The sequence below is a fragment of the Kineosporia sp. NBRC 101677 genome, assembly GCF_030269265.1.
In the GTDB taxonomy this organism is placed as follows: Bacteria; Actinomycetota; Actinomycetes; order Actinomycetales; family Kineosporiaceae; genus Kineosporia; species Kineosporia rhizophila.
This window is the reverse complement of sequence record NZ_BSTA01000021.1, coordinates 1-24,397: the sequence shown is the minus strand read 5'-3', so window position 1 is coordinate 24,397 and position 24,397 is coordinate 1. Positions and strand designations below refer to the sequence as shown.

Below are 24,397 nucleotides of genomic sequence, written 5' to 3'. Positions count from 1 at the left end.
ACTGGCCTCGGACTGCCCCCGGACTGGCCCCGGACTGGCCCCGGAGTGGTTCAGGGCTGGCCCCGGACGGTCTCCGGGACGGTCACCAACCAGCCCCACCGCGGGCGGAAGCCGGAAGGCCGTCGGTGGGGAAGTCGACCCTTTCCGGGCTGGGCGCCTGCACCGCGGTGGGGCCACCGGCAGGCCGCCCAGCCCACCAGCTCGTCGACGTCCGTGCGACCCATGCAATGCAGTGGCCTCAGCCAGAAACGTCTGGCAGCACGTCCGGCCAGGACGCTCGCCACGTCCGCGGTCTGCCTGGGCGAGGCGGCAGGCAGAAGGGACGGCAGATGAATGAGTCTCGATGGGGTCAGGCCCTGATGGCGGCCGCTGCCGCCACCGTGGCAGTGCTGGTCGCCGTAACCCTGCTCGTGCAGGGAGTCCTGCACGTGGTGAACACCAACCCGGCCTCGGCAGCCGCCAGGGCACTGACCGAGGCGTTCACCGCCGACGCCACGTCCTGCGACTCCGACGGGGCCGACCTGCTGCAGAGCCTGACCTCGCGCAGCGAGATCGCCGAGTTGGCCGGGCGCTTCGATGCCGAGCAGCTGGGCAACGCCCGCACCATCGTGCGGGTCGGGCAATCCCTGAACGTGCCTGCGCGAGGCTGGGTGATAGCGGTGGCCGCCGCTATCCAGGAATCCTCCCTGCGTAATCTCAGGCACGGGGATGCTGCCGGGCGCGACTCGCGGGGGCTGTTCCAGCAGCGCGCCGCCTGGGGGCCGCTGAAAGCGCGCATGGATCAGGAGCGCTCTGCGGACATGTTCTTCACCGGCGGTCAGGACGGACAACCGGGGCTGCTGGACATCCGCGGCTGGGACAGTCGCCTGTCCCTGGCCGAGGCAGCCCAGGCGGTGCAGCGCTCACGCCATCCGCACGCCTACGCCGCCCACGTCCAAGAGGCACTGGCTCTGGTCCTGACCATCACGACCCGGGACCCGCAGGGGGACAGCAGCACCGCCCCTGCCGCCGGGATCCTCACCGGGTGCCCCGGCGGCGGCAAATCGGCGGCCGTGAACACCGCTATCGCTTTCGCCCAGTCCCAGCTGGGACAGCCCTACCTCTGGGGCGGGGACGGGCCGGCCAACGGCGAAAACGGCTTCGACTGCTCGGGCCTGACCAGCGCCGCCTACCGGGCCGCCGGCATCACCCTGGCCCGCACCGCCCAGGAGCAGTACCGCCAAGGCCCACCCGTGCCGGTAGGCGATCTGCAGGCCGGGGACCTGGTGTTCTTCGGGACCAGCACCGACACCATCACCCACGTCGGGCTGTACATCGGCGGCAACCGGATGATCGACGCCCCCCACACCGGCGCCGTCGTCCGCATCGAGGACCACCGCTGGTCCAGTCTCATCGCCGCCACCCGGCCCAGCGCCACAACCCCCACCGCAGCACGCAGATGAGCTCACACCGCCACTGAGCCAAGGGCCGGCCAGGACCCGGGCAAGCATGCCCGGCCCTCTCACCTGCGCCGCGCTGCACTGTCACCAACGGCCTTTCCTGTCACCGCCACACCGAGCCGCTCCGGAGCCTCCGGGGCGGCTCTTGTCGTTCACCCACTCCTTGGAGGACATCATGAAACACGCCAGGCACAGGTCTTTTAACGCCCTGGACCCGAGCGCCCGGCGTCCGCCGCGCACGGGATCCGCCCCCGCATCGTGCAGGTGCGCTCGCCTCGCCCGGCGGGAGGCCACCGCATGGGCCTGCTGAGCTATCTGCCCGCCGATGCGCTCCTGAACCAGGACGATCTGCAGCGAGCCGCTCACCGCCACCGCGACGGGTACGGCTTCGCCATCGCCACCCGCGAGCGTCTCATCGTCCGGCACAACCTCAGTTTCGCACCGCTGCTGCGCGACTTCGCGGTCCTGCGGGCCGAGTACGTCGATGCGCCGGCCCTGTTCCACTGCCGCAGCGCCACCCGCGGCCCGGTCACCCTGGGAAACTGCCACCCCTTCCACCTGGGTGGCGACCGTCACACCGTCATCGCCCACAGCGGCACCCTTCCCCGCGGGCTACGACGCTCCCGCCACGACGAGCGCAGCGACACCCGCATCGCCGCCGAAGGCCGGCTCGTGCGCTTCGGATCCATGCTGAATCAGGGCAACCGGGTGCGCGCCGAACGGTGGATGGGCCCGGGCAACACCATGGTCGTGCTGACCAGCAACCGCGAAGCCGCCCACCGCGGATACCTGCTCAACGCCGGCAGCGGCCACTGGGACACCCACACCGGCACCTGGCACTCCGGCACCAGTTACCTGCCCGAACCGTGAACGAGCCGTCCACCGCGCCAGGCCCCACCGCACGCGGTCCACCAGTCGCGCCACACCGGCCGCGTCCTGCCTGCCAGTACAGCCGGACGTGACGCGGCCAGGATCCGGCGGTTCCGGATCCCAGGCCGTAAGCGCCCTGGCTGCACAACGACGCACGTCCCGGGCGTGGAGGGGGCGGACAGCCATCACGCCCATGTCGTACCCGACACCTAACCAGGAACGGAGGTCAGCTATGGCTGACGACGTCTACATCAACAAGCCGGTGGACTGCGACATCCACTGGTACGAGCAGCAAGAGAAGGTCCAGGCGCACTATGACGGTGCCACCACGAAGGGCCCTTGGGCGAACATGTGCGAGGCATGCTTCCTCGACTATGGACGGGGTCTGGGGACCGGCAGGGGCCAACGCCTGATCGTGGGGGACAAGCCCGCCCCGGACCCTGAGCGGGCCCGCTCCCGCATCAAGGCGGCGCTGTCAGCCGGTGACCTGCACATGGCAGAGGAACTGGCCATCGAACTGAACGGCGATGCCAACCTCGACGACTACCTCTGAGCGTGACCAGTCACCCGGAACAGGAGCGGGGCCCACCGACCTCACAGCGAAGGTCGCCCGCTACCCCTCACCCCGCCCTCACATCCCAGGCAGGCCCGCTACGGCGCGCCTGCCTTTGTCATGTGTCCACCACACAACATCTGTGGAAACGGAGAACCATGCAGCACGACAACGTGTTTCATTCCCCTGACCAGGAGCACACCCCAGCGGTGTCGCTGGAAGGCCTGCATCACCTGCTGATGAGCCAGTACCGGGCGCTCGAACTCGACGACCGGGTGTTCGTCGTCGCCGCCGACACCTCACACCTGGTGCTGGCATCACCCCCAGCCGACGCGAACGCGGCCTGGCGGCTCGACGAATGCGTCCAGCAGATCCTGTCGCTGGCCGGCCCGGCAGCAACCGTCCACGTGTTCGCGTACTCGAACCAGGCCAGGTCCTTCGCCGAGGAGCTGCGCGATGAGCAGGAACCGCAGCGCTGGAGCATCGTGCACGCCGACAGGACCGGCTGCCGCGTCTCCCACGTCCCCACCTGGCGACTAGACACCACCCGCCCGGCCCCCAGCGTCGGACAGGAGTCAGTCACCCACCACGGTGCTACACCCGCTCCCTTCAAGACTGCCGCCCAGAGTGCCGGCCAGAGTGCGGCGCAGGGTGCAGGTCAGACTGCAGAGCAGGGTGCAGGTCAGGAGACCGGCCAGGGTGGAGGCAGTCAGACCGGGGACGCCGTCTGGTGGAGTGTCAGCGTCCAGGTACAACGGTGGTCCGATCTACGCGCGGCTCACAGGACCCTGGCTGCTGCCGGAGAGAACGCCCTGAGTTCCGGCCACCTGCAGGCGGTTTACGACGCCCTGCTGGATGCCCGGACTGCTGTGGCCTGCCTGACGTGGCTGGACGACGCCACCGTCGAGCTGTGGCGGTTCATCGCGGCAGAGGCACCTTCACACGTGGCCGCGCGCGCCGAGGCGCTCCTGATCTGTGCACACCATCTGCGCGACGAAGTTCTCGACGCCAGCGCCGCACTGCACCGGGCGCGCTTCTACGCCCGTAACGCCCGTCAGACAGCAGAACACAGCCGGCCGCCCCTAGTGATGAGCGCCGAAGTCCAGCAACTGCAGTTGCAGACGCTGCTGAAGATCGTCGACATGATCGTGACCCGAGACGGAGGGGTCTTGTTCGCTGCCCTGTTCGTGGAGGACATCCTCACGACCTGGTCACGCGAGAACGAAGAACCCGCAGGCCCAGAGCGCCCCTAGGGCACGGGTCGGTTCCTCACCACAGGCGGTGGCCAGGCTCAGGTCTGGCCACCGCACCCCGTACCCACCGGCCAGACGGGCATCGCGCGCTATCCCAGCCGCTGCCCGGCCCACCGCACCCCTACAGAAGGGCTCAGACCCTGATGACGCTGCCCCCCGAGGCGGAAGAGAGCGGCCATGCGCAGTGGCGCCGCGACAAACACAGCCTCCAGCAAGCGCTCACACTCATCCGCTCCCGCGTACCGTCCGCGGTCACCGCACACATCGAGACCAGCGACCAAGACCTCTACGGGTTCAGGCTGCGCAATCTGTACGACGAGAACGGCCGCTCCCTCCTGGAAACACGCAGCGAACCGGAGCAGGACCGCCTGCATGAAGACCTACGCGACCACCTCGTAGACCTGGCCTGGGACTCGGCCGTGGGCGAGGACCCGCACGGAAACGCGTTCCTGACAGTCCAGACGGAACAGCCCTCCTGAGCGAGCACGGCTGACCTGCCCCGGCGTCCCGTACCTGCGGCCCTGCTTCGGGCGTTGTGACGCCGCCCCACCTCATCAAGATTAACGAAGGAGAGAGACCCCCATGAGTGACGACTTCAGGTCCGTGATCGAGCGTCAGCTGCGCGAACTACGCACAGCAAGAACAGCCGACGAGGTCCTGAGCATCCTCTCCAGGGAGACGGCGCTGACCCTGATCGGCGACGGTGTCGCCGGAGACGGGTTCTTCGCCGGCAGCGGTGGTGACGGGAGCGTGGATGAATCTTTGACCCAGGCCGGCTGGCACCACATCTGGTTCGAGGCCTGGTACCACTGTGCCATGCAAGCGCCCAACGGCGACATGATCACCTACGTCGAGGGCGACATCTACCGCGGCAACACACGCTCACGCAGCAGCTGAGCCGGCCCTCGCCCATCCCCCGGGGATCCGAGCGCCTCAGGCCCTTGGCCCCTGGCTCCACGTGGGGGAACCGCCGCTGATGCCGGGATCACGGACCAGTCCGCGTGCACTGTGAAGCGAGCGCATCCCCGCTACGGACGTTCCTGGGGCCCAACGTATGGGCACCGGACCCCGACGCCGGGGTCGTAGCTGTTCGGCAACTCCCTGCGGCCCGGCCCTCCTCTTGCGGTGGGCCGGGCCACTGCATTCGCACAGCCAAGGAGGGAACCTTGTTCGATATCTGGGTGTGCCAGGCCTGTCTGCTGGCTCGTGAGCACGGCGAACCTGACCCGGGCCGCCAACCCGACGACGCGCCTCCCTGGGCGCTTCTCAAGAATGAGCAGGGTGATATGAGCTACGGGCTGCCGCGAGAACTGCACGAGGAGCGCGGCTGTCCCGGAGACGGCGATAGAAACTGCGACTGCGGGACGGACGCCTTCAGCACCAGGCCCTGTGATGGGTGCGGGTCGCGGCTGTACGGCCCTCGCTATGCGTACACGATGTGGGCGCAGACTCACGTCGAAGGACGTTAAGGGATCTGCAGAGCACAGTCGCCGAGTGCAGCCGCACGCTCCAGCGGTGGGGCGGGGACGAGGCCCCACCCCACCGCTGGAGCCGGAAGACGAACAAGCACTCGAACGCGCCAAGACCGAATTAATCTGCAGCCCAAAGAACATCGATCGAACTACGGGACTTAATACGCGCAACGCAACTTTCCTGACAAGTCTGGGGGCCCAAGAGGTTGGGCGCTGCCACAGCACCTTCTCGCCCCGACCCGCAAACGGGCCGGGGTAAGCGGCTCAGAGAACGAGAGCTGTTTCCTACTTGCGTTTTGGGGATGTCTCGCGTTCCGCAAAGTCCTGCAGGTAGCACCGTTGCCAGTTCATGCCCATCTTGAAGCACGTCTGGCTTGGCCCCGCGAGCGTGTCTTCGCCATGGGCGCTCGCCGCTTGCAGAGATTGAGCCGGATGCTGCAGACCCGCCGGGAGAAAGCGTCGGCGATGTGTGTCTGGTCGACGCCCCGGCGGCGGTTGCGGTTCTGATTCGTATGTGCGGGCAGCGCTGGGGTCTCGGTGAGACGGACCGCCAGCGTCGGGCCACGGCGTAGCAGCTTGACAATGAGCTGGATTTGGAGCAGTCAGCGATTGCAGAACGCGAAGTTGTCCGAGGTCTGAGGGCTGGCGCTGCCCATGAGACGGCTGTACATCCTGGCTAACTGCGCATGCAGTGCATATAACGTCTAAATAGACCTCGCTGCGAGTGCGTAGTGTGACAACTAGGACATTGACCATCGTTGTCGTAACGCTAAGTATGTAGTCATGACTACATCGAACACGGCGGTCGTCAAATGAAGCTACGCAACGGCGCCATGGCGGGCGTGCTCTTAGCTGCGTCTCTCATGGCGGGGGCGAGCACCGCCCATGCGGATTCCGTCGAGATCGTCACCACGGGTGACATCGAGATCGTGGACCAGGGTACGACGGAGGACGGCGGTTGGGTGGCCTTCAATGGCACCGGCGAGGTGACGATCGACGACACCGCCCAGGCAGGGGCTCGAGCGGTCAAGACGGTCGGCGGTGGTACCTGGAACTACGGAGCGACCGCACGCACCAATGGTTCAAAGGTCTGCTTCTCCTACTACTTCCATAATGGGGTGGCTCATGGAGCCACAGCCACCATGGGTGGCACGACGGACCGGCCGTGGACCTATGCCGGCGCGTGGGCGAACGCGTACGTCACGAAGCACACCACCGCCACCTGCTACACATACTGGCGTACCAGCAACCCGTAATCTCTGAGCTGTAAGCAGTGTCGGCCTGGGGCGAGTGAGGTCGTCACCCCAGGCCGGCCTGAGAGAAACTGGAACCGAGATCCGAGTGAACAGTCGCCCTATCTTCTTGAGTATAGCCGGAGTGTCCTTCGGTGCCTTGAACTCTGCGATCAACCATGGATTCGGGCCTTTCTCGCAGTACACGGCCAAGGTCATCGGCAATGACTGGGCATGGCTGACGGCCTGCCTTCTGGCAGCGCTGCCCATGCCGACGTGGCGGTCGGCCACGAAGAGTGGTCTGCTCTTTGTCTGGCCGGCTGTCATCGCGTACTACGTCTCGGATTCGCTGAGGGGGACGTACGCGACCGAGATCGGTGGCGCCCAGGTTTTTGATGTCGCCGGGGTGGTGATGGATGCTTTGCTCTACGTTGTCTTCGGGTCTCTGCTGGCTGCTTCGGTAGGGCTTGTGGTGAAGCTTTTTCACCGGGGTGGCGTCCTAGGGATCCTTTCCCTGCTGTCGGTGCCTGCGTTCATTGCCTATCGCGCCATCGAGACTCGGGGTTGGATGCTTCAGGACGACGCGCCTGACGATCATGCGCTCCTATTGGTCAGCGAATGGATCGGCGGGACGGCAATCTTGACAATGGCGTTGATCGTTCTGGGAGCAGCATTTCGTTGGATAGTCGGGACTCGTAAGAGAGCTTCAGAGATGAATGCTTGACCTGCGGTTCACACTCAGGGATCGTTATTGTCCGCACCGTACGCGGTTACGGCACCCATCTCCGAGGGACTGCAACCAGCGGACTTTCACCTCGCATCGCGGGTGCTCCGGGACCCGCTGCTGATCGAGCTCGGCGCAGACTAGCTCAGCTGCCGGTCTGTTGACGGGGCTCAGGGGGTGCGGCGATGAACGCCAGGAACCGTTCGCCCAACGGCGTGGTGTTGCTCTGCTCCAGCCCGCCAGCACTGGACATCGCCGAAAAACTGGCGTTCACCAGCCGTGCCCGTTCAAGATCCGCGAAAATCAGATCCAGCCACTCGTCGTCCCGGGCCTGCGAAGGGCTCAACATCTCCTTGAAGACAGCCTTCTTCGACGAGCTGAGGAAGTTCGGCCACGCCCTGCCAGCATCGGCAAATGCGCGCCGGGGCTCGGAAAAGAAGTCGAGCAGCAGCATGTGCGCCACCGTGAACTCGTCGACCAGTCTGAAGAACCGTGCCTGCTCATCCACGGTCGGCGCATCGCCCAGGGCAACGTGGAGAACGCCGTTGCGCAGCGCCTGACGTTTTGCCTGCTCACTGGTTGCGGCTGCTGCGCGTGTCGCCTGCACCACGGCATCCACGAACGGTGGCTCATCCACCAGTTCTTGCCAGTCCAATCCCGGCATCAGCAGATCTACCTTCGCCGCGAGGTCGTTCAGCCAGGCCTCCTGACGGTCCGCTAGCCGGTATCCCAGGGCGTACTGCAGAGCCACCGCGAGTGGACCACCGATGAGCGGGATGGACCCGATCGCCGCTTCAGCAACCGCCTTCCCGATCTCGGTAACTTTCCGGTCGGATGGGTAGCGCTGGACCTCGTCGCTCATGATGCTGATCTTCCCATCGCCAGATCGCTGCAACGAATCGCCTCGGTGTGAAGCACAAGGCTGCGCGCAACGTGATTGGAAGACACCTCGTCCGGGGGTCTGGCCACGCCCGGACATCCGATTCGAGGTGACTGGTCCGGAAGCATGCAGTGCGGAAGCCAACGGATTCCAAAACAGGTCCTAGGTCCCGAAGCCAGTCGGCATCCCCGACGCCGCCGCCAGCAGGGGCGGATCCACAGGCCGGTACGGCTGCCGAAAAGGCCAGCTGCTCGGCGTGATCAAGAATGACCTCGGTCATCGCGGTGATCAGCGGCGAGACAGAGCCGTACGCGCAGGCCTTGCCCAGCAGGTGCAGGGTGCCACCGGCCTCGATCAGCGCCTCGATGTCGGTGGCCCCGTCCGCCTGGACGTCTATCGCCTCCACAACCTCGGCGTGCGCGAGGCATGCCAGTGCCTCGGCCAGGGTCGCCCTGGTATGGCCCACGGTTCGGTCGTCGCCGGTGGTGGCGTCGGTGAGCCGGTCGGCCCAGCCGGGCCCGGCCCCGGGGTGGTGCTCGGGGATCGCCCGGGGCGCTGGGTCGTCCAGGCGGCTGGCCCGGCGTAGCACGTGCCGAAGGCCGGCCCCGTTCAAGGCCGCGGCGTGCAGAAGGCACGCCAGGACCGTGCTCGCCAGGCGCCGGCAGAACACCGCCGCATCATCCCTACCTCCATTGGCGGAGGTCCCGGCGACGAACGCGCTAGCGCGTAGGTCGGCGACCTTGGTGTCGTGGGCGCCGGTCACCGGCGACCAGCGCAGCGGCTCTAGCCCCGGGCAGACCCCTTGCGGGTCCACGCTCACGACCCGGCCGCGCCCGGCGCGCGCCCCGTAGGTCAGCTCGATGACGTCCGGTTTTGTGAAGGTGGCCAGCACCGCCCCCGGCGCCTGACGTACCGTGCGCGCCAGTAACCAAAAGGTCCCCAGCTGCCCATTGGCCCGATCACCCGCAGCGCCTGGTCGTTCGCGACCACAGCTCATGTTGGCCACGGGCCGAATCGGCTCCCCGAGGTAGTACCCGTACTCCTACCCGGCCACGGCCTCACTGCGGATCGCACGAGGAGCAGCTTGGGATGCTGGGGACACGGTTGTCATCGTGGATCTCCCGCCTGGTCAGCTGACGGAGCTTATGAATCGGGGGACAGGCCGGGGCGCACCTGCGACCCGGCCGCGCGCACCGTCTCCGGCGACAGCGCCGCCCGGACCTGCCGCGGCGAGGCGAACGCCGGCCGGATCGTCGGCCGGGCGTGACCCGGCCCGTGGTCCCTTGCCGAAGGTGTCCTGCAGGAACCCGGCCAGGCACGCCACGAGCAAGAGCAGGACGAAGAGCACCACCGGTGCGGTCACGCGCTGACCTCCCCAATCAGGCCAGCCGCCCCGGTGGCGCTGGTCTGGGTGGGGTCGTGCAGGCGGGTGCCGGTCATGGCCTCCTCGGTGTCGGTGATCCATTCCTCCCGGCGGGCGCGGATGTGCCGCACCCGCCGGGGCGCCTCGGTCCCGATCCGCAGGATGTGACATCTCTTGGACAGCATGCCGAGGGTGTCGAAGACCCGCTCGGGCGGCCGGAACTGCGCGATGGCCTGCTCGGCGTCGTCGGAGCGGGACTGCTGGTAGCAGTAAATGACGTCGGCCTCGCGGATCAGGCTCATCGCGTCGGGGTCGGCCGGCACGTCGGATACGTTACGAATCACCATCGCGAACGAAAGAGCGATTCCTCGGCCACGCTTGGCCAAGGACCGCAGGATGGTCGCCACGCTCGTCGTACCCGGGTACATCAGTCGGGTGGTGTGGTAGCCCTCCTACAGCACGATCAGCCGCTTCCAGGGCCGGTACACCCACACCGCCGTCAGGAACGAAGAGGCCAGCACCAGCGCCAGGGCAGGAGACTCGTGCGGCAGCGCGCTGGTGTCGAACACCAGCAACGCAGCGTCCAGGTCCAGGTCGGTGCTGGTCTCGGCGTCGATCAGCCCGGACAGGTCTCCGGCGATGAACCGGTCAAGGTCAAGGGCCAGCTGCAGGCCCCGCTCGGTCAGCCGTGCCGTGGTGACGATCCCCGCCTTCTTGAGATCGGGGTGCGGGATCGTCGAGGTCTGCGGTCGGCGCAGCGCCTCGTCCACGTCATGCAGCGTGGTCGCCCGCCCTGACGAGAGCACAGCAAATGGCAAATGATCAGCGTGAACAGATCAGTGACGTACCGTCGGAGGAACACATTAACGTTGACGCAGGACTGAGCCCCGGCCGATGCCGGCCGGGGCTCGTATCAGTGGCCCGGTCGCACAGCGACGTGAGCCACATCCCGATCAATCAGCCAGGTTGTCAAGCTCGCCGTCCTGGGCAGCCTCGATCAACGCGGCGTACGCGCTCGCGCGTACCGTCAGAATCGCGCCCTCGGGGTTCTTGCTGTCCCTGATCTGCCGGTGCAAACCGTTGCGACGCTGCTCAACGCAGTTGCCAGAGCCGCCGGACTTCTTGGACTTCTGCCACTCCGTGATCATGTTGCTCTCTCTTGTAGCGGTACGGACGACCGTAGAACCGCCCGGGCGGTCTGCCGGTAGGTGCTGACAGCCTCAGTATTGGTCACCCAGCGACTACCGTCCAAGTGCTCGACGTAGGCCAGGGTTTCCGACTCGTCGATCTCCATCAGATTGAACGGTCCCTGCATGGCCTTGTGAGGCACGGTCGACGGAATGACGCGAATGTCAACGCCGGGATTTTGAGTCATCTTTAAGAGATGGGCAACCTGCTCATCCATGATGAGGGGGGCTCCCCAGTCGTGTGTCAGAGCAGTCTCCTGCATGATGACCGTCAGGCGGGGGCGCTTGCGCGCCCAGAAGCGGGCCTGCCTCTCCTGCCGCAGCTTGAGCGCTACCGGCACCGGCTCGTCCGTGCCCATCACCGCACAGACTGCTGCGTGGTAACGGGGAGTCTGCAGGAGCCCGTGAACGAGGCTTTCTGCCACCACGATGATGCGACGTGCTTCTAGCTCGACGTCGAAGAGCATTCCGTACTTCGTGCCGTACGGCTCCCACCACGATTCGTTGTCCCAGCGTTCGGCCATGGTCAGCAGCTTCTCCAAGCGCTCATCGTTGGCGCCATACCTGCTGCACAGACCGCGGATGTAGAGATCCCGGAACGGCCCTTGCCCCGATTCGAGCCTCCACAGGGTCTGAATTGAGATGCCCTTGATGCCAACTTTTTCGCGAGTCAGGCCGCGTGCCTCGCGCATGCGGCGGAGTTGCCCGCCGATCCGGCGGCCGACGAACGTCGTTTCTTCCTTGGACCGGTGCCTGCGTTCCCTTGTTTCCGTCATGACGCTGCGCTCCCGTCTGCCCAACGTAACCGTGAAAGCGTATCCCGTGGCTATGTTGCCCGACCGTCCGGATGTGTAAATGATAGTCGCACCGCTAGGAATCAGCGGCAGGTCAAATCTAGCTTCACATCGAGCATCTCGGACGGGCCCCACCTAAATGGGTTCGCAACGAAAGGTCGAGGATGGAAATCCAGATCCTCAACAAGGAGGGGAACGTGGGCGTCCTACGCGTCACACGACGGCGAGGAATGATGCGCTTCCGCTATGCAGGCACCGAGGTCGCCTGTATGCCGGCGGCATCACTCGCCAGTCACCTCGCCCTGTTCGGGAGGGCCGGCCTGCAGTCCATGACCTGGGGAGACACTCAGATTGACTGCGGCAGAGGAGAAGTACGCATCACGTTACGCCGGGAGACTTCTGATCACCTACTGAGCGACGGAATCAGAAAGGAACTGGCAACCCTGGCCGCCAGGCCCGGCTGAGCCACCCCATGCCGGGATCGTGCGCCGCTCGGCGCAGGCGGCGCACGATCCCCCTGAAGCGTCGGGGCGGGTGACAGTCACCCGCCGACACCCTCCACCCGCTCCGGCGCCTAAACCCCACCACCAGTGCAGCATGCAGGCAAACGGGGGATGCCGCGCTGCTGGTAGGTGGGCACCGTCCCGGGCGAGGGACACAGGCGATGCTGACAGACGCTGCCAGGAATCCGGCCGGCAGCGTCTGTCAGCCCTCGCCCGGGACGGAACCAACAACCCACCACATCCTATGTTTGAGGAAAGGCGGCGATGGCAGCACATAAGAACGTGCTGGGCGTCTGTCCGCAATGCCGAACCAGATGGCCATGCATGGGGCGTGCCCTGCAGACCCGGGACGCCCCGGCCGACCGTATCAAGGCAATCGTAGCCCGAAGTCGATCCGATACCCGCCAGCGTGCGCCTCGCCGTTCCCCACCTAACCCCTCGGCACCGATCCGGCGAATCCCGCATCAGTGGAACCGCATTAACTGAGCGGTGCTGAGTGTTGGACCGCTCCGCCCCAATGACGAGGCTGTTCGCCTGTCACCGGCGGGGCACACCATGCCGCCGCCCCGGCTGCAGCTCCGGACTCCAGGCCGTGCTGCACACGCCGGGCTCCCTCCGCCCGGCGGGGCCGGGGTGGCGGCCCACCTCCATCAGAACGAATGGGAAGGGCAACTCGATGCAACTGGCGCAGGCTCCAGTCGGTGAATGGTTCAGATGCGAGGAGAGCGAAGGCGACGAGGGGGTCGAGGTCAAGTTCACTGAGGACGGACGAGTCTTGCTGCGCGACTCCCGTGCACGAGGCGCGGGACCGGTGCTGGAGTTCCTGCCACAGGCCTGGGACGCGCTCTTGCGAGGTGCACGCAGCGGTGAGTTTGACCGGCCCATGACCCCGATCGCGATCCACGAATAGTTGGCCGGGCATGGACATCGAGGTCCTCACCAACCGTGGAGAAGTCAAGGCCTTGACGCTGATTCGGCTCGGAGACGAAGTGCGAGCTCTGTACCAGGGGCATCCTCTGGTCGATATCTCGGCCGCTGCCCTGACCAGGCATCTCGTACGACGAACACACTGGCGGAGAGGAAGACGACGCCGTTGGGGTCGTCTCGAGTTTCGGGTAGTTCGCACGGGCAAGGTTACGGTTCTCATCGCGGGCGATGTCGGAACCAACACCCTGACGTTGGCTGAACTGCAGAAGCTTTCAAGCCTACTGCAGGTCGAGCGGGCAAGGCCGGAAGATCGCCTTGACGCTGTGTTCTGACAGCGCCGTTCGCGCGTTCCATCCAGGGTCTCGCAGGCCAGAGCCGGGCTTGTCTGGACCTGGCTTGCAGAGGCAACAGCTACGTGATCACAGCCAAGAGACCGCTCTGTCGCACCCCAGTTGCCCATCGATCCCGTTGAGGGGATGTAAGCCGTGACCACTGAAACGTCCTCGCCGCCTGCTGCGCCAGACCCGTCCCGCGGGATTGCCTTGACATCTGATGATTTGGTTGCGGTGTCGCGTTGGGATGGCCAGCTCTCAGCGGCCCTCCGCACCGCGCTGCGCATGTCGGTCATCGGGTTCGCCGAGCATCTGGGTATCAGCACTCGCGCCGTTGCCAACTGGGAGGCCCGCGGAGCTTCTCTCACTCAGACGCCTACCTGTCAGGCCATCCTGGACACTGTCCTGGAACGAGCTACCACCCCGCAGCGGGCCAGGTTTCTCGCCCTGCGCCAGGCGGCAATTCCGAGCATTGTCATTCACCGATCCCACACCCAGCGAAATCAGGACCAGCAGGCCTGCGTCGTCAGGGATCAGTCCCGACCCGAAGCAGGTCCAGCGGTGAGGCTCAGCGCTTGAGCGGCGGCCGGTCCAGCTCGATGTCAGTGGTCCTCGCGCGGAAGGTGGCCCTGGTCGGGCTGATCCCAGCGATCATCGTGGGCAGCTGGTTCACCGCTCATCTGCTCCTGGTGCTCGCCCTGGTGGGCGCCGAGGCCACGATCACGACCTGGTGGTGTGCCGCACGTAGAGTGTTGGACGCTTGGAGGTTCCGTTTGCTGGTGAGCCGGAGAGAATGGGTAGCCGTTTCCGATGACGAGGATCCGGCACGAGCACAACTGCCTTTGGTGCACGAGATGGCGCCACGGTGGAGGAGAGAGCCTGGTTCCTCGGCGTTGACCGCGTTCCTGGAGCAGTTCGAGCAGGCACTGGAAGCCCTGCGAGCGCGGCTGGCACAGGCGCTGGGGGAGGAGGTCAGCCAGCGGCTGCCCCTGCACGAACAGCTCAAGTTCGCTACCGGGCTGAGCTTGTGGTCTGAGCAGGACAGGCGGTCCTGGAAACACTGCAACCGGGTGCGCTCCCAGATTCTGGCCCAAGGCCTGCCAGCAGTGACCACCCTGGAACTGGCGCGGCACGCTCTCTGGCTAGAAGATCTCGCCCGCCGTACTCGACCAGAGACCGCATCCGGGGGCGCCGGTCTCTTGCGAGAATGAACGCCCCAGCGACCAGGGCTGCGTCCGCGGTATGCGACCGGTTGCGTAGGCAGCCCGGGTAGGGCGCCGACCAGGGGGTGTGCTGACCGTCTGTCGTGGGCATCCCGCTGCGGTGGGCCGTGAGCGCTATCGACGCGTGGCAGGATCGCGTGCATGACTGGGAGGTGCTGAGCAGGCCGGCGGTCATGGCGGCGGTGGCGCCGGAGTACGGATCAGAATGTCCACCGGAAGCGGCCTATGACGGGGTGGTCGCGTGGACCCACGGCGACGTTCAGCACCTCAACGTGTTCTGCGATGACCGGAAACCTCTGTCGTCATGACAGACGCTCCTAGACACGGCTGCTCGCAGCTGGAAGCAGTAGCCCGTTCCATCGCGAGGCCCGCCTCTGCGCCAGCGAAGTGACTCCGCTGGTTCCTTGGGCCTTAAGGGTTGCCCTGCTGTTCGCCGTTCAGGAGCGAGTACAAGAGGCTGTCCCGCCATGCGCCGTTTGTGTGAACGTGGTCGCGCAGCGTCCCCTCAAGAGTGAACCCTGCTTTCTCCACCAGTCGGATGGACCGATGATTTTCGGGCCCGATAGCCGCTGTGATTCTATGGACGTCAAGTTCTGAAAAAGCATACCGGGTAAGGGTTTGAGCGGCTGCCGTCGCGTATCCGCGGCCCCACTGGTCAGCGTGCAGGGCGTATCCGAGCTTGGCTGCGCGAACTCCACCGAGAGCGAGCCGGGCGAAGCCGACGACGTGGTCGCTATCCAGAGGTGTGACGGCGAGGTAGTACTCGGACCGGGGACGGACGTCGGCGGACGTCGCTGCGCTCGCGACCATGGCGGCTGCCCCTGCGCGATCGCGGGAGGCGAAGGAGAGCCAGGACGTGACGCGGTCGTCGCCAACAATGGCCCAGACGTCTTCTACATCCCGCAACGTTAGATCTCGCAGAACTATTTTTCCGCCGTCGAGGCGCAGCCCTGAGTGCTCGGAAGGCTTGGCGGTCATCGCCCAGTAGCCGATCGAGCGGTTCGGGCTGTGAATGATGCGATCTGTTCCTGGATCGTTCGAGTAGGGCGGGATGGATCTTGGGTGGTGACCAGGGGTGGGTGCAGCTTGGTTAACCCTGTGGATACGCTTCGGCGACGTTGCTGATCTTGCTGCTTGCTACCAGCAGGAATCCGTAGCAGAATTCCTGGCTTCGCTCCTCGAGGTACCCGCAGGATGCGTCGAAATGCATTGCTATAATGGGTATTTGGCCAGCGAAGCTTACCGATTTCCTGCTTGCTGATGTAGGAACGGTCAAGGTCCACCAGTCGGGTGTGACGTTTCCACGCGTAGGCACTGATATCTTCGGCAACTTTCTGCGGAGACATCTCCGGCCCTGACCCGCTGGGAGAGTTTATGGATCGGCGCGCCTGGGGGAGTCGCCTGTTCGCCATTCTCCCGGTCGCATAGCTCCGTTCAGCCATGGTCAGCGCTCCCTGGCCCCTGGGTCGGCGAACGATGCGAGAAGTTCAGTGACGGTGCGCCATTCAAAGGGGTGGCTGGGGTCTGTCGGCCGCAAGGATTCGGTTTCGGTGAAGATGACGCCGGCACCAGTGAGAAGGCCGATGTGTGTCCCGAATGCGGGGTGTGATGTCAGGCTGGGCTTGGCGTAGACAGTTGCGATGACAGGCACTTGAAGCCCGAGCACTTCGTTGAGGATTCCGAGGGCCAGGGTGTCGTTGGTGCCGTTGGCCCACTGGTTGATGGTGTTGAACGTCGTTGGCGCCACAACGACGGCGTCGGCCTTGGGGAGGGTGCGGGCTTCATCGGGACGGCGCGGTCGGTGGGAGACGGGGTGACCGGTTTGTGCCTCAACCTTGCTGATGGGGATCCACTCCAGTGCGCTCGGGGTCGCGATCACATGGACGTCCCAGCTGTCTGCGTGGAGGAGGTCGATCAGCTCGGTGATGTTCCGGGCTGGCGGTGCAGCGCAGACGATGAGGTAGAGAACGCGATTGCTCATCGGCTCAGACTTCCACCTTGGCGCGGGCTGCGAGAGCGCGTAGTCCTGGGGTGCTCGATCGTCGTTCCCTGGTCAGAAGGTCTTTGATCAGCAAGCGGGCTGGTGGATGAACACGTAGCAGCTGGGGCGCCATCACTTCGGCCCGGAGCAGATGCAGTAGGGCCGAAGGGTCGCCTTCGGGTCGCTGGCTGAAGGCCGTGGCGAGATCGAGGTGCACCTGTGTCCGGCGGCTGACCAGCGAGACCGGCATGCGCGAGGTGTCCAGCTGTTCGCCCAGGTCTATGGCGCGCTGGGGGTCCGTCACGGTGGTGATGCCGACTTGGTGGATGAGGACATTGGTGGGCCCGAACCCGGTCCACAGCTCGTTGCGGTCACCGCCGAGTTGATCAGCGAGACTCCGGGCGGCCCGAAGGTGCTGCTCGGCTTGTGGCAGATCTTGCCGGCGGGAGGCAAGGACAGCAGCCAGGAGCGTCAGCGCCCCCAGCACGGAGACGCGCGCTGGATCGTTGATGGTGCCCGACCTGGCGGTGGCGAGACCGCGCTCTACCAAGTGACGAGCTTCGTCCTGCCGGTCGGGCAGCTCGTAGAGAGCACAGCCGATGGAGAAATGTGTGGCCGTCTCCAGTGTGGGGTCCTCGGCGTCGCGGGCATGGGCACGAGCGCGGTCGGCGGAAATCCAGGCAAGATGAATGTCACCGAGCTTCAGCATCAATTTCGACAGCGCCAGGTGGGCCAGAGCAACGGCGGCGCTGGCTGATCGCGGATCGACCGATGGCGAACTCTTCCTGTTCGCAACGGCGTTCATCACCGCGGGGACAAGGGCCAGCGCCCGTTCGTAATCAGCGCCCTGATAGGCGACGTTCCTCTGCGCGACCAGCGCCCTCAACTGGAGATGATCCGTTTCAGGTGCATTCGCATCGATGGGTTCACCCGCAACGATGTTGCAACGCAACAGGTCTGAGAGTAGATGCGAGGGTGCACTGGCAGGCGGCGTTGTCACGGCTGCGTCCAGATGGACGGCCTTCTTGGAGGGCTTCGCTGATCGGTTCCGCGCGTAGAAGCCGAGGGCCGCGTCAGTGGGGGCGTCGAGAACGTTTCGGAATGCCTCCCGGTACTGGGGATTCGGCCAGTGATGCGTGCCGTTTTCGAGTTTGTTAATGTACGTCCGGTCGAGGTTCGCCTGACGTCTATGGTGCTTCCACACATAAGCGTTGATTGCCTCAGCAAGTTCCTGAGGAGACATTTCCTGGCCGGAACCGCTGGGCGAGGAAAGGCGTCGGCGGGCCTGGATGAGCCGCTGGTTCGCCACTCTGCCGGATTCTTCATCCCGATCGGACATGGGTCCATCTTCTGCTGTTCTGCTTCCCAGGGCGAGTCCTCGGGGAGCAGATACGGAGGAATCTGCAGGTCAGGAGAATTCGCCGTCCCGGACTCCGGCGTGGAACGCCTGCCACTCGTGGGCGGAGAAGGTCAGGTGTCCGCCGTTGGGGTTCTTGGAGTCGCGAACCCCGACGTAGCCCTCAGGGTCGAACGACACCTCGACGCAGTTGTCACCGCCTCCGCTGTGGCTGGATTTCCGCCAGGTGAGGAAAGTGGGGGTATCAGTCACGATGGTCATCCTGTCCTGTGCAGGTTCTCCGCCACGATGGCGAGGAAGTCGAGGCTGTCGGCAGTGGTCAGGGCAGCGTCAGCGAGGTCGCGATGGAGTTGGCAGTAGTGGCCCACCTGGTCGTTTTGGGTGATGACCAAGTCGGAGGTGATGGTGTCCACCGATGGCTACCGTCGCGATCACACCGCTGCCGGGAACCAGCTCCCTAGCCCCGCGGCTACGAAACGGCGTCAACAACGTCATGGTCAGAAACATCTAGTTCACCACCTCAGCAGAGGGATTAAGAGGCACGGCGGCGTTGAGTGGAGGCGCGCGGCCCTGAGGGAGTCTCTTTGAGGGTAAGGGTAGATGGGCCAAGGATGGTGAGTGACTTCCGGGCTCTTGTCAGGGCCACGTAAAGGTTGCAGATGTCGCTCAACTGCTTGATGTCGGTAATGATCACGTGATCGTATTCCAGGCCTTTGACCAACACCGTCCGCGAGACCACGCGCCGACGCTGCTTGCGGCCGACGTGCCGGCGCACTTCGCGAACGCGAGAGAGCGCATCGTGCAGGTCACTTTCCTCACGGGGACCGTCAGGTGCGGGCCTGGTCCCGGGTGCTAGCGACTCCAGCAGGGCGCTGCGGATGTCGTACCAGGCTTCGTGGGAGTGTAGGCGCGCATCCCGCAGGTCAGCCAAAGCCTGCATTGCTCGCGCAAGGGACTCGAGAGTGCGTTCCTGTTGCACCTCGTCCAGAACGTAAAGGCTGCTAGTGATGGCTTCTCGTTTCAGGTGTGAGACAGTTCGGCCGCCGTTAAGTGCTGTGAGCACTCCGGTGTCCAGGGCGCCGTAACCTTCGAAACACTTTTTCGCGGTCACGGCGAGCCAGTGGGCAAACTGGGCAGGATCTCGCGCTGCCAGATCACTTAGCGCCTCTCGCATGAAGGATCCCTGGATCTCCTCCATAGCGGAGAACAGACCGCCGAGTTTCGCGGCAGCAGTTCGGACCATGGCCGGGGCGATGCCGGTCAGTACGAGAACACTCTCGTCGGCACTTCCCGTACTGAGGGCTGTGTTCTTCAAGGTCCACGGCTTGACATCCGGTATGAGTGTCACGCCCCGAGGCAGGCGCTCGCGTGCCAGATCGAGGGTGGCGCCCGGTACGAGCCGGGAGCGAAGGTCAAGCAGCCAGGTCCCCAGGTCCTCGTTGTGACCGCGCCACCGCCATGGCTGACACTGCTGGGTGAACGATGGGAACGCTTCCTGGACCTCGTGCCATTCGACGAGCGGGTCGGCGAAGCCGAAAATCGCCTGCATCGGGTCCCCGAGGACGCCGCAGGCGTCCACTGCGGCCTGCAGCGCAAGAATCAGCTCGTGGTGACTCCGGGTGCAGTCCTGGTACTCGTCCACGAGAACGTGGCTGAACGTCGCCCGCAGCACACACTGCAGATGTGGTGAACGAGCCACCCGGACCGAGGCCTCGATGTATCGCTGTGAATCATTCCAGTCCGGGAGTGCCGGTACCACGACCTGACCGATCCCAGGATAAGCCCGAGCTAACTCAAAAGCGAAGCTGGTGATGGTGGCGACTTGGGCCCGCTGCTGGAGGCCAAGGTCCTGGAGTCTGCGTCGGATGACATCAACGCCCGCGTTCGTGTGTGTGAGAACCAGAACCCGCTGCCCGGAACGGATGTATTCCGTTCCTCCGGATACCAAGGTGATCACCTGAGTGAGGAGATGGGTTTTGCCGACTCCCGCCGGAGCAAGCATGGAGGCTGGGAGAGCCGCGATAAAGTCAGCAGCGCGGTGGTTCGTGGTGCTCACGCTCTATCGTCCCGGTCAGTCTCGTCTGCTTCCGCAGTTCCGTAAACGGCGGCCTTCAAGCGCTCGAGTCCCTGCGCCAGAGCTGTTTCGGGGCCCGGGTCCTGAAGCAGAATGAAGCGAGCCAATTCACGCCCCCGATCTACGCGCTTGAACCAAGATCCTTCTCCAGCGGCGTGCGAGACGACGGCCTGGGCTCTAATCAGGTCAAAATGGCTTGGAGACCAGGCTGCGACGTCTAGCGGGGATTCCGTTGGCGCGCCGCTGTCGCGAAGCCGCTGTGCGAATGCCGCTTTGACGTTCCCGGTCAGCTGTGAGCAGTCGATGGCCGCTTCGATCAGGGCTGTCAGTCCCTTGGCATCTAGGGCAGCGCACACCACCTGTTCAACGTTCTGATTGTCGCCCCATAGTAGAGTCCTGCCGCCCAATGAGGTCAGTACCTGGGCCTTCTGATTGAATGTTGGAACGTCGCTGTCCGCGAAGAGAGTCACGTCAAAACCAGCTCGTCGCAGACCAATCGATCGCGAAATGGCCTCGGCTCCTCCGCCTTCCACCGTGACAACACCTAAAGCGGCGCTCGGAGGGTGCCTGGCAGCCACCCGTTCGGTATCCCACAGATCGATCAGCTGCATGCACAGGCCGAACTCGGTTTTTCCCTCTCCGACGATGATGTGACGGGCCAGGAAGGCAGCCGGCACCGAGCGTAGGATGGCCTGCATTTTCTCGAGATCGCGCAGCTGACGTACGGTCGTGGCGCCGGCGCTGGAACGGACCAAGGCGAGGTTTTCGGCTTGGAGATGGGTGAGGACGGTGGGTGAGTGAGTGGTGAAAAAGACCTGAGCACCGGAGGCCTGGAGCCGGGTCAGCAGATGAACGAGCCTATGGGGTTCGAGACCATGCTCGATCTCGTCGACCAGGATGATGGATCGGGCCGCATGGGCGAGCTGCTGCACAGCCACTCCTGCCAGCCGACGAGTCCCCAGCCCGAAGCGGGTCAGCGGAACTGCCGCCTCGAACAGGGCTAGGTTTCCCTGGGAATGGCTGAGGTCGGTCTCCAAGCCCGCAGTCAGGCCGGGGAACTCGCCACTACCGGTCGAGCGCAGGCCCTGCCCGACTTCCGTGGTCAGCTCCAAGAGCTCCGGACTGAGGCCTGCCGCGACCGCCGCCCGTGCCGCCCGTTGGGCATCTACGAGTGTCTGGCTGGTTCCATGGCGCTCCTCCGTCAGGCGTCCCAGTGCCGACGATCGGGACCAGCGAAGGTGCGTATCGATTCGATCATCTACCCGGAACACCCCGAACTTCTTTCGCTGGCCCGCCTTCAAGGTGACAGGATCGCCTATGCCTTCTGGACGGTGGAGGGTCCAGACCGGCTCTAGGTCGCGCTCAACCTCCAAACGCACCACGAGGCAGGCTTCATCTAGGGGCCCGGGATCATGAGAGAGTTCACCTTCTGGGGACAGCCCGCACAGGTTGAGTCCGAAGGAGTCCATCCGGATCAGATCAGGCTCCAGATCGCCGAGTACCACCTCGATCCGGATTGGCTGTGACACGTCACCGTTGTGAAAGTCGGAATCGTGGAAGCTCACGTTCCACGATTCATGCAGGGCACGGTGAACTGCATCGAGGATTGTGGTCTTCGTGGAGTCGCCGGGTCCGATTAGGGCGAGCAGATTCTGCTCGGCGGGGACCTGCCAGACGGCGGAGCGAACTCCACGGAAGTTCTCGATCTTCAGCTGTCGGATGCGCATCGTTGCTCTCCGTACCCCTTGTCTGAAGTGCTCCTATTACCGGATGGATGGTCTCAGAAGCCAAGGGACGGCAGCCGTGGGACACGACCTATTTCTCGGTCTCGGTCAAACTTGGGGCTATTTGGTCGGTAGATCGGTTATAGCAGTGAGGTTCTGGGCTCTTACAGGTGGGGACGGGTTGGGGCTCTAGTTCGCAAGTACGGCTTGCTGCGGTTGTTCATCCCGGTTGTGGTCGTCGCCGACTGGTGGTCCAGGATCGCCCGGGGATGCGCGGCTACAACCCGGGCTTCGTCCGCTCGGTGAAGCGGCGGTGGCGGCCCAAATTTGGGTTCCGGTGCGCCCGGCATTTTCAGTGTCGATCTTCTGTCCAGTAGTGATCGACGAACAACCTATGCGGGATGTCCTTTGCGACGCGCAAAATACTTCTGAAGCATGGTCGTCGTCCAGGCAGCCTGGTGTTGTTCGCCTCGGGGGCCCATCTCAGCGAACCAGGGCTTGATGTCTAGGACGGGGCTGCCGTCGACCGCGTCGAGCTCTTCGACATGGAGGTCGAGGCCGTCGACCTTGAGGAGTCGGCAGCGTGAGACGCCTATCCAGTTGATGCGGCGCATGTTTCGGTGGCCGAAGATGCCGACGGGGGGCCAGTCTGGGTTGTCACGCGGCCGTCGTGCGCCGAGGTTGAGGTCCGTGGGGTCGGTCAAGTGGAAGCGAAAGATGACTTCTAGGTGGGAGAAACAGTCGAGACCGGCGGTGGCTTCGATGGGGAAGCGTTCGGCGTCGATACGAATAATGGAGGTTGTTCCCCCCCAGTAGTCGTCGGTGGGCTCGGATCGTCCACCGATCACGCGGGCGATGGGGATTACCTCGAACGTCTCATTCATGTCGGTGTCTCTCCTCGGGTTCCGTGGGGGGATCGTTTAAGGAAGTCCTATTCTAGGTAGGGCTTTCGCGCAGGTATGTCGTGGCCCGGGTCGTGATCTCATGAGCGACACGGACGTTGCGACGCTGGAAGGGCAAGAGGAGGCTATGCATGGTGGAGGCGACTTGGCGCGTGCGGCCGGAGCGAACCCCCTCCATGGCGGTGAGAGCCTCTGACCAGCTACTGCAAGCCTGGTCAAGGTCGCCCCGTTGGAGGTGAAGGGCGCCGAGGTAGCCAAGTGTCACGGCGTGAGTGCGGGTGAACGTGGTTGCCTTGCGGGTCTTTACGCTGTGGTTGAACTCTTTGATCGCGTTGGCAGGGTCATTAATATCCCTGAGTGCGCAGGCTGTTTCGTGGGAAAGGCTGGCTTCGCCGAAGAAGAATACGCGGGCGGGGTCGTTGTCTCCGGGCCGGGCGGCGCGGAGGTTGTCGGATGCGCGTAAAAGGGCTTGAGATGCGTCTGAGGCCCGGCCGGAGACGGCGAGTGCGCGTGCGTGGACGACGCCAAGGAGTGCTCGTTCGCGGGGGGTGGCATGGGTGTAGCGGTTGCCGTCTACGGAGGCTGTGGCCAGTGCGAGTGCTTGTGGTGGATGGCCGAGGTCTACGGCTTGGTGGGACATGGCTCGAAGGATGTGCCCTGCCAGGGCAGGGTCGTCTGCTTCTGCAGCGAGTTTGAGGGCGACGGAGAAGAACCGCTGGGCGGTGGCGTGCTCGGAACTGTCGAAAGCCATCCAGCCGACCAGGTAGGCGAGTTCGGCCGCTGCGCTGAATAGGTCCCGGCGGACGGTGTCGCTTCGGAAGGCGCCGTGCAGGTACATCTCGACGTCGGTGGTCAGGTAGCGGTAGGCGGCGCTGCGGGCGTGGCCTCCGCCGCGGCGTTGATCGATGGTGGAGAACATGGCGATCATTTCGCGGACTGCGTCGACGTCGGTCTGGCCGACTACGAGGGCGCCGGTCGATGCACGCCGGCGGCTCCTGGCCGTCATCTGCTGCCACCAGGTGTCCTCGGGTAGGGCGAGTGCGGCGATGGAGTATGCAGCGGCCCCGAGAACGCGGCGGCGTTCCAGTTCCACGTCGTCTCTCCTGAGGTCGGCCAGTGCTGTGAGCGTATCAACGGTCCAGTTGAGCTTGGAGGCGGTGTTGGGGTTGACCCGCTCTGACGGACAGATTGGTTGTGTCGGTCAGGCTAGCCCGGCGCCAGCCGGGATAGCGGATTGTTCGTAGGCGTTGGGGCTGAGATAGCCGAGGCTGGAGTGGCGTCGGCGGGTGTTGTAATCGCCCTCGATGTATTCGAAGATCGCCTTCGCGGCGGTGGCGTGGTCGGGCCAGGAGACCTCCTCGAGCAGTTCGGTCTTGATGGTCGCGAAGAACGATTCCCCGACGGCGTTGTCCCAGCACTGGCCCTTGCGCCCATGGGAGAGACGAACACCGAGATAGCTTGCTGCGCGTGCAAACTGGGCTGACGTGTATTGACCAGACTCAAGGGGTGGTCGCAACACTCATTGGTTAAGTCTGCGAGAGTAGCTGATTCAGCGCTTCCGCGGGGGTTCTCCAGCCCAGGATCTTCCTTGGCCGCGCGTTCAGCGC

At 64.8% G+C, this 24,397-nt stretch carries 29 protein-coding genes; 13 read left to right on the top strand and 16 right to left on the bottom strand.

The window, feature by feature from the left end; genetic code table 11:
* Positions 1–329 precede the first annotated feature (329 nt).
* The 8 genes from QSK18_RS34555 (at position 330) to QSK18_RS34520 (ending at position 7,543) form a co-directional block, all read left to right on the top strand.
* Entirely contained in the window at positions 330–1,442 is a 1,113-nt protein-coding gene (locus QSK18_RS34555) for a C40 family peptidase (RefSeq protein WP_285628391.1), read from the top strand.
* 294 nt (positions 1,443–1,736) lie between these two features.
* The gene (locus tag QSK18_RS34550) at positions 1,737–2,309 is read left to right on the top strand and encodes a class II glutamine amidotransferase (RefSeq protein WP_285628388.1); all 573 of its coding nucleotides are present in this window, start codon (positions 1,737–1,739) and stop codon (positions 2,307–2,309) included.
* A gap of 232 nt (positions 2,310–2,541) precedes the next feature.
* Complete coding sequence (locus tag QSK18_RS34545) at positions 2,542–2,862, top strand: hypothetical protein (RefSeq protein ID WP_285628385.1); 321 nt, start codon at positions 2,542–2,544, stop codon at positions 2,860–2,862.
* Between the two features lie 158 nt (positions 2,863–3,020).
* Positions 3,021–4,115: a hypothetical protein gene (locus tag QSK18_RS34540; protein ID WP_285628382.1), complete on the top strand. Its 1,095-nt coding sequence runs from the start codon at positions 3,021–3,023 to the stop codon at positions 4,113–4,115.
* Positions 4,116–4,258: 143 nt separating this feature from the next.
* Entirely contained in the window at positions 4,259–4,594 is a 336-nt protein-coding gene (locus QSK18_RS34535; protein WP_285628379.1) for a hypothetical protein, read from the top strand.
* Between the two features lie 103 nt (positions 4,595–4,697).
* The gene (locus tag QSK18_RS34530; RefSeq protein ID WP_285628376.1) at positions 4,698–5,012 is read left to right on the top strand and encodes a hypothetical protein; all 315 of its coding nucleotides are present in this window, start codon (positions 4,698–4,700) and stop codon (positions 5,010–5,012) included.
* Positions 5,013–6,399: 1,387 nt separating this feature from the next.
* Positions 6,400–6,843 (top strand): lactococcin 972 family bacteriocin, encoded by a 444-nt coding sequence (locus QSK18_RS34525; RefSeq protein ID WP_285628373.1) that lies wholly within the window; start codon positions 6,400–6,402, stop codon positions 6,841–6,843.
* Positions 6,844–6,964: 121 nt separating this feature from the next.
* Positions 6,965–7,543, top strand: a complete 579-nt coding sequence (locus QSK18_RS34520) for a hypothetical protein (protein WP_285628370.1) — start codon at positions 6,965–6,967, stop codon at positions 7,541–7,543.
* Between the two features lie 145 nt (positions 7,544–7,688).
* Here QSK18_RS34520 and QSK18_RS34515 read toward each other — a convergent pair whose 3' ends face one another.
* The 6 genes from QSK18_RS34515 to QSK18_RS34490 all read right to left on the bottom strand — a co-directional run bounded on the left by QSK18_RS34515 (position 7,689) and on the right by QSK18_RS34490 (position 11,749).
* Positions 7,689–8,405: a hypothetical protein gene (locus QSK18_RS34515; RefSeq protein ID WP_285628367.1), complete on the bottom strand. Its 717-nt coding sequence runs from the start codon at positions 8,403–8,405 to the stop codon at positions 7,689–7,691.
* A complete protein-coding gene (locus tag QSK18_RS34510; RefSeq protein ID WP_285628364.1) occupies positions 8,338–9,429 on the bottom strand; it encodes a hypothetical protein in 1,092 nt (363 codons plus the stop codon). Before QSK18_RS34510 ends, QSK18_RS34515 begins: the two co-directional genes overlap by 68 nt.
* Before the next feature lie 353 nt (positions 9,430–9,782).
* On the bottom strand, positions 9,783–10,109 hold the full coding sequence (locus QSK18_RS34505) for a hypothetical protein (RefSeq protein ID WP_285628362.1): 327 nt from the start codon (positions 10,107–10,109) through the stop codon (positions 9,783–9,785).
* A 129-nt stretch (positions 10,110–10,238) separates the two neighbouring features.
* Entirely contained in the window at positions 10,239–10,556 is a 318-nt protein-coding gene (locus QSK18_RS34500; protein WP_285628359.1) for a hypothetical protein, read from the bottom strand.
* A 183-nt stretch (positions 10,557–10,739) separates the two neighbouring features.
* Complete coding sequence (locus QSK18_RS34495) at positions 10,740–10,934, bottom strand: DUF397 domain-containing protein (RefSeq protein WP_285628356.1); 195 nt, start codon at positions 10,932–10,934, stop codon at positions 10,740–10,742.
* Positions 10,931–11,749 (bottom strand): helix-turn-helix domain-containing protein, encoded by an 819-nt coding sequence (locus QSK18_RS34490; protein ID WP_285628353.1) that lies wholly within the window; start codon positions 11,747–11,749, stop codon positions 10,931–10,933. Before QSK18_RS34490 ends, QSK18_RS34495 begins: the two co-directional genes overlap by 4 nt.
* A 182-nt stretch (positions 11,750–11,931) precedes the next feature.
* Here QSK18_RS34490 and QSK18_RS34485 point away from each other — a divergent pair, with 182 nt between their 5' ends.
* The 5 genes from QSK18_RS34485 to QSK18_RS34465 all read left to right on the top strand — a co-directional run bounded on the left by QSK18_RS34485 (position 11,932) and on the right by QSK18_RS34465 (position 15,060).
* A complete protein-coding gene (locus QSK18_RS34485) occupies positions 11,932–12,231 on the top strand; it encodes a hypothetical protein (protein ID WP_285628350.1) in 300 nt (99 codons plus the stop codon).
* 715 nt (positions 12,232–12,946) lie between these two features.
* Complete coding sequence (locus QSK18_RS34480; protein WP_285628347.1) at positions 12,947–13,180, top strand: DUF397 domain-containing protein; 234 nt, start codon at positions 12,947–12,949, stop codon at positions 13,178–13,180.
* 10 nt (positions 13,181–13,190) lie between these two features.
* Complete coding sequence (locus tag QSK18_RS34475; RefSeq protein ID WP_285628344.1) at positions 13,191–13,529, top strand: hypothetical protein; 339 nt, start codon at positions 13,191–13,193, stop codon at positions 13,527–13,529.
* Between the two features lie 575 nt (positions 13,530–14,104).
* Positions 14,105–14,740, top strand: a complete 636-nt coding sequence (locus QSK18_RS34470; RefSeq protein ID WP_285628341.1) for a hypothetical protein — start codon at positions 14,105–14,107, stop codon at positions 14,738–14,740.
* 119 nt (positions 14,741–14,859) lie between these two features.
* Positions 14,860–15,060, top strand: a complete 201-nt coding sequence (locus QSK18_RS34465; protein WP_285628338.1) for a hypothetical protein — start codon at positions 14,860–14,862, stop codon at positions 15,058–15,060.
* Between the two features lie 103 nt (positions 15,061–15,163).
* On the opposite strand, the gene QSK18_RS34460 is transcribed toward QSK18_RS34465, so the two are convergent.
* The 10 genes from QSK18_RS34460 to QSK18_RS34415 all read right to left on the bottom strand — a co-directional run bounded on the left by QSK18_RS34460 (position 15,164) and on the right by QSK18_RS34415 (position 24,309).
* Entirely contained in the window at positions 15,164–15,730 is a 567-nt protein-coding gene (locus tag QSK18_RS34460; RefSeq protein WP_285628335.1) for a GNAT family N-acetyltransferase, read from the bottom strand.
* A gap of 466 nt (positions 15,731–16,196) precedes the next feature.
* Positions 16,197–16,733 (bottom strand): flavoprotein, encoded by a 537-nt coding sequence (locus QSK18_RS34455; RefSeq protein WP_285628332.1) that lies wholly within the window; start codon positions 16,731–16,733, stop codon positions 16,197–16,199.
* A gap of 4 nt (positions 16,734–16,737) precedes the next feature.
* A complete protein-coding gene (locus QSK18_RS34450; protein WP_285628329.1) occupies positions 16,738–18,072 on the bottom strand; it encodes a hypothetical protein in 1,335 nt (444 codons plus the stop codon).
* Between the two features lie 69 nt (positions 18,073–18,141).
* Positions 18,142–18,351: a DUF397 domain-containing protein gene (locus QSK18_RS34445; RefSeq protein WP_352396719.1), complete on the bottom strand. Its 210-nt coding sequence runs from the start codon at positions 18,349–18,351 to the stop codon at positions 18,142–18,144.
* Entirely contained in the window at positions 18,348–18,503 is a 156-nt protein-coding gene (locus tag QSK18_RS34440) for a hypothetical protein (protein ID WP_285628323.1), read from the bottom strand. Before QSK18_RS34440 ends, QSK18_RS34445 begins: the two co-directional genes overlap by 4 nt.
* Positions 18,504–18,622: 119 nt before the next feature.
* Positions 18,623–20,146, bottom strand: coding sequence for a UvrD-helicase domain-containing protein (locus QSK18_RS34435; RefSeq protein WP_285628320.1), 1,524 nt, complete (start codon positions 20,144–20,146; stop codon positions 18,623–18,625).
* Positions 20,143–21,891, bottom strand: coding sequence for an ATP-dependent nuclease (locus QSK18_RS34430; protein ID WP_285628314.1), 1,749 nt, complete (start codon positions 21,889–21,891; stop codon positions 20,143–20,145). The genes QSK18_RS34435 and QSK18_RS34430 overlap by 4 nt, the downstream gene beginning before the upstream one ends.
* Positions 21,892–22,280: 389 nt before the next feature.
* Entirely contained in the window at positions 22,281–22,772 is a 492-nt protein-coding gene (locus QSK18_RS34425; protein ID WP_285628311.1) for a TrmO family methyltransferase domain-containing protein, read from the bottom strand.
* Positions 22,773–22,824: 52 nt separating this feature from the next.
* Positions 22,825–23,979, bottom strand: coding sequence for an NsdA family TPR-like regulatory protein (locus QSK18_RS34420; RefSeq protein ID WP_502894325.1), 1,155 nt, complete (start codon positions 23,977–23,979; stop codon positions 22,825–22,827).
* A 12-nt stretch (positions 23,980–23,991) separates the two neighbouring features.
* Positions 23,992–24,309 (bottom strand): integrase core domain-containing protein, encoded by a 318-nt coding sequence (locus QSK18_RS34415; RefSeq protein ID WP_285628305.1) that lies wholly within the window; start codon positions 24,307–24,309, stop codon positions 23,992–23,994.
* Positions 24,310–24,397: the final 88 nt, after the last annotated feature.

Bases quoted from the DNA above. Each gene is read 5' to 3' on its own strand.
- QSK18_RS34555 (WP_285628391.1), top strand. From the start codon at position 330: ATGAATGAGTCTCGATGGGGTCAGGCCCTGATGGCGGCCGCTGCCGCC.
- QSK18_RS34545 (WP_285628385.1), top strand. From the start codon at position 2,542: ATGGCTGACGACGTCTACATCAACAAGCCGGTGGACTGCGACATCCAC.
- QSK18_RS34475 (WP_285628344.1), top strand. From the start codon at position 13,191: ATGGACATCGAGGTCCTCACCAACCGTGGAGAAGTCAAGGCCTTGACG.
- QSK18_RS34530 (WP_285628376.1), top strand. From the start codon at position 4,698: ATGAGTGACGACTTCAGGTCCGTGATCGAGCGTCAGCTGCGCGAACTA.
- QSK18_RS34430 (WP_285628314.1), bottom strand. From the start codon at position 21,891: ATGCGCATCCGACAGCTGAAGATCGAGAACTTCCGTGGAGTTCGCTCC.
- QSK18_RS34445 (WP_352396719.1), bottom strand. From the start codon at position 18,351: ATGACCATCGTGACTGATACCCCCACTTTCCTCACCTGGCGGAAATCC.
- QSK18_RS34485 (WP_285628350.1), top strand. From the start codon at position 11,932: ATGGAAATCCAGATCCTCAACAAGGAGGGGAACGTGGGCGTCCTACGC.
- QSK18_RS34490 (WP_285628353.1), bottom strand. From the start codon at position 11,749: ATGACGGAAACAAGGGAACGCAGGCACCGGTCCAAGGAAGAAACGACG.
- QSK18_RS34495 (WP_285628356.1), bottom strand. From the start codon at position 10,934: ATGATCACGGAGTGGCAGAAGTCCAAGAAGTCCGGCGGCTCTGGCAAC.
- QSK18_RS34450 (WP_285628329.1), bottom strand. From the start codon at position 18,072: ATGTCCGATCGGGATGAAGAATCCGGCAGAGTGGCGAACCAGCGGCTC.
- QSK18_RS34480 (WP_285628347.1), top strand. From the start codon at position 12,947: ATGCAACTGGCGCAGGCTCCAGTCGGTGAATGGTTCAGATGCGAGGAG.
- QSK18_RS34525 (WP_285628373.1), top strand. From the start codon at position 6,400: ATGAAGCTACGCAACGGCGCCATGGCGGGCGTGCTCTTAGCTGCGTCT.
- QSK18_RS34535 (WP_285628379.1), top strand. From the start codon at position 4,259: ATGACGCTGCCCCCCGAGGCGGAAGAGAGCGGCCATGCGCAGTGGCGC.
- QSK18_RS34550 (WP_285628388.1), top strand. From the start codon at position 1,737: ATGGGCCTGCTGAGCTATCTGCCCGCCGATGCGCTCCTGAACCAGGAC.
- QSK18_RS34515 (WP_285628367.1), bottom strand. From the start codon at position 8,405: ATGAGCGACGAGGTCCAGCGCTACCCATCCGACCGGAAAGTTACCGAG.
- QSK18_RS34460 (WP_285628335.1), bottom strand. From the start codon at position 15,730: ATGACCGCCAAGCCTTCCGAGCACTCAGGGCTGCGCCTCGACGGCGGA.
- QSK18_RS34455 (WP_285628332.1), bottom strand. From the start codon at position 16,733: ATGAGCAATCGCGTTCTCTACCTCATCGTCTGCGCTGCACCGCCAGCC.
- QSK18_RS34425 (WP_285628311.1), bottom strand. From the start codon at position 22,772: ATGAATGAGACGTTCGAGGTAATCCCCATCGCCCGCGTGATCGGTGGA.
- QSK18_RS34540 (WP_285628382.1), top strand. From the start codon at position 3,021: ATGCAGCACGACAACGTGTTTCATTCCCCTGACCAGGAGCACACCCCA.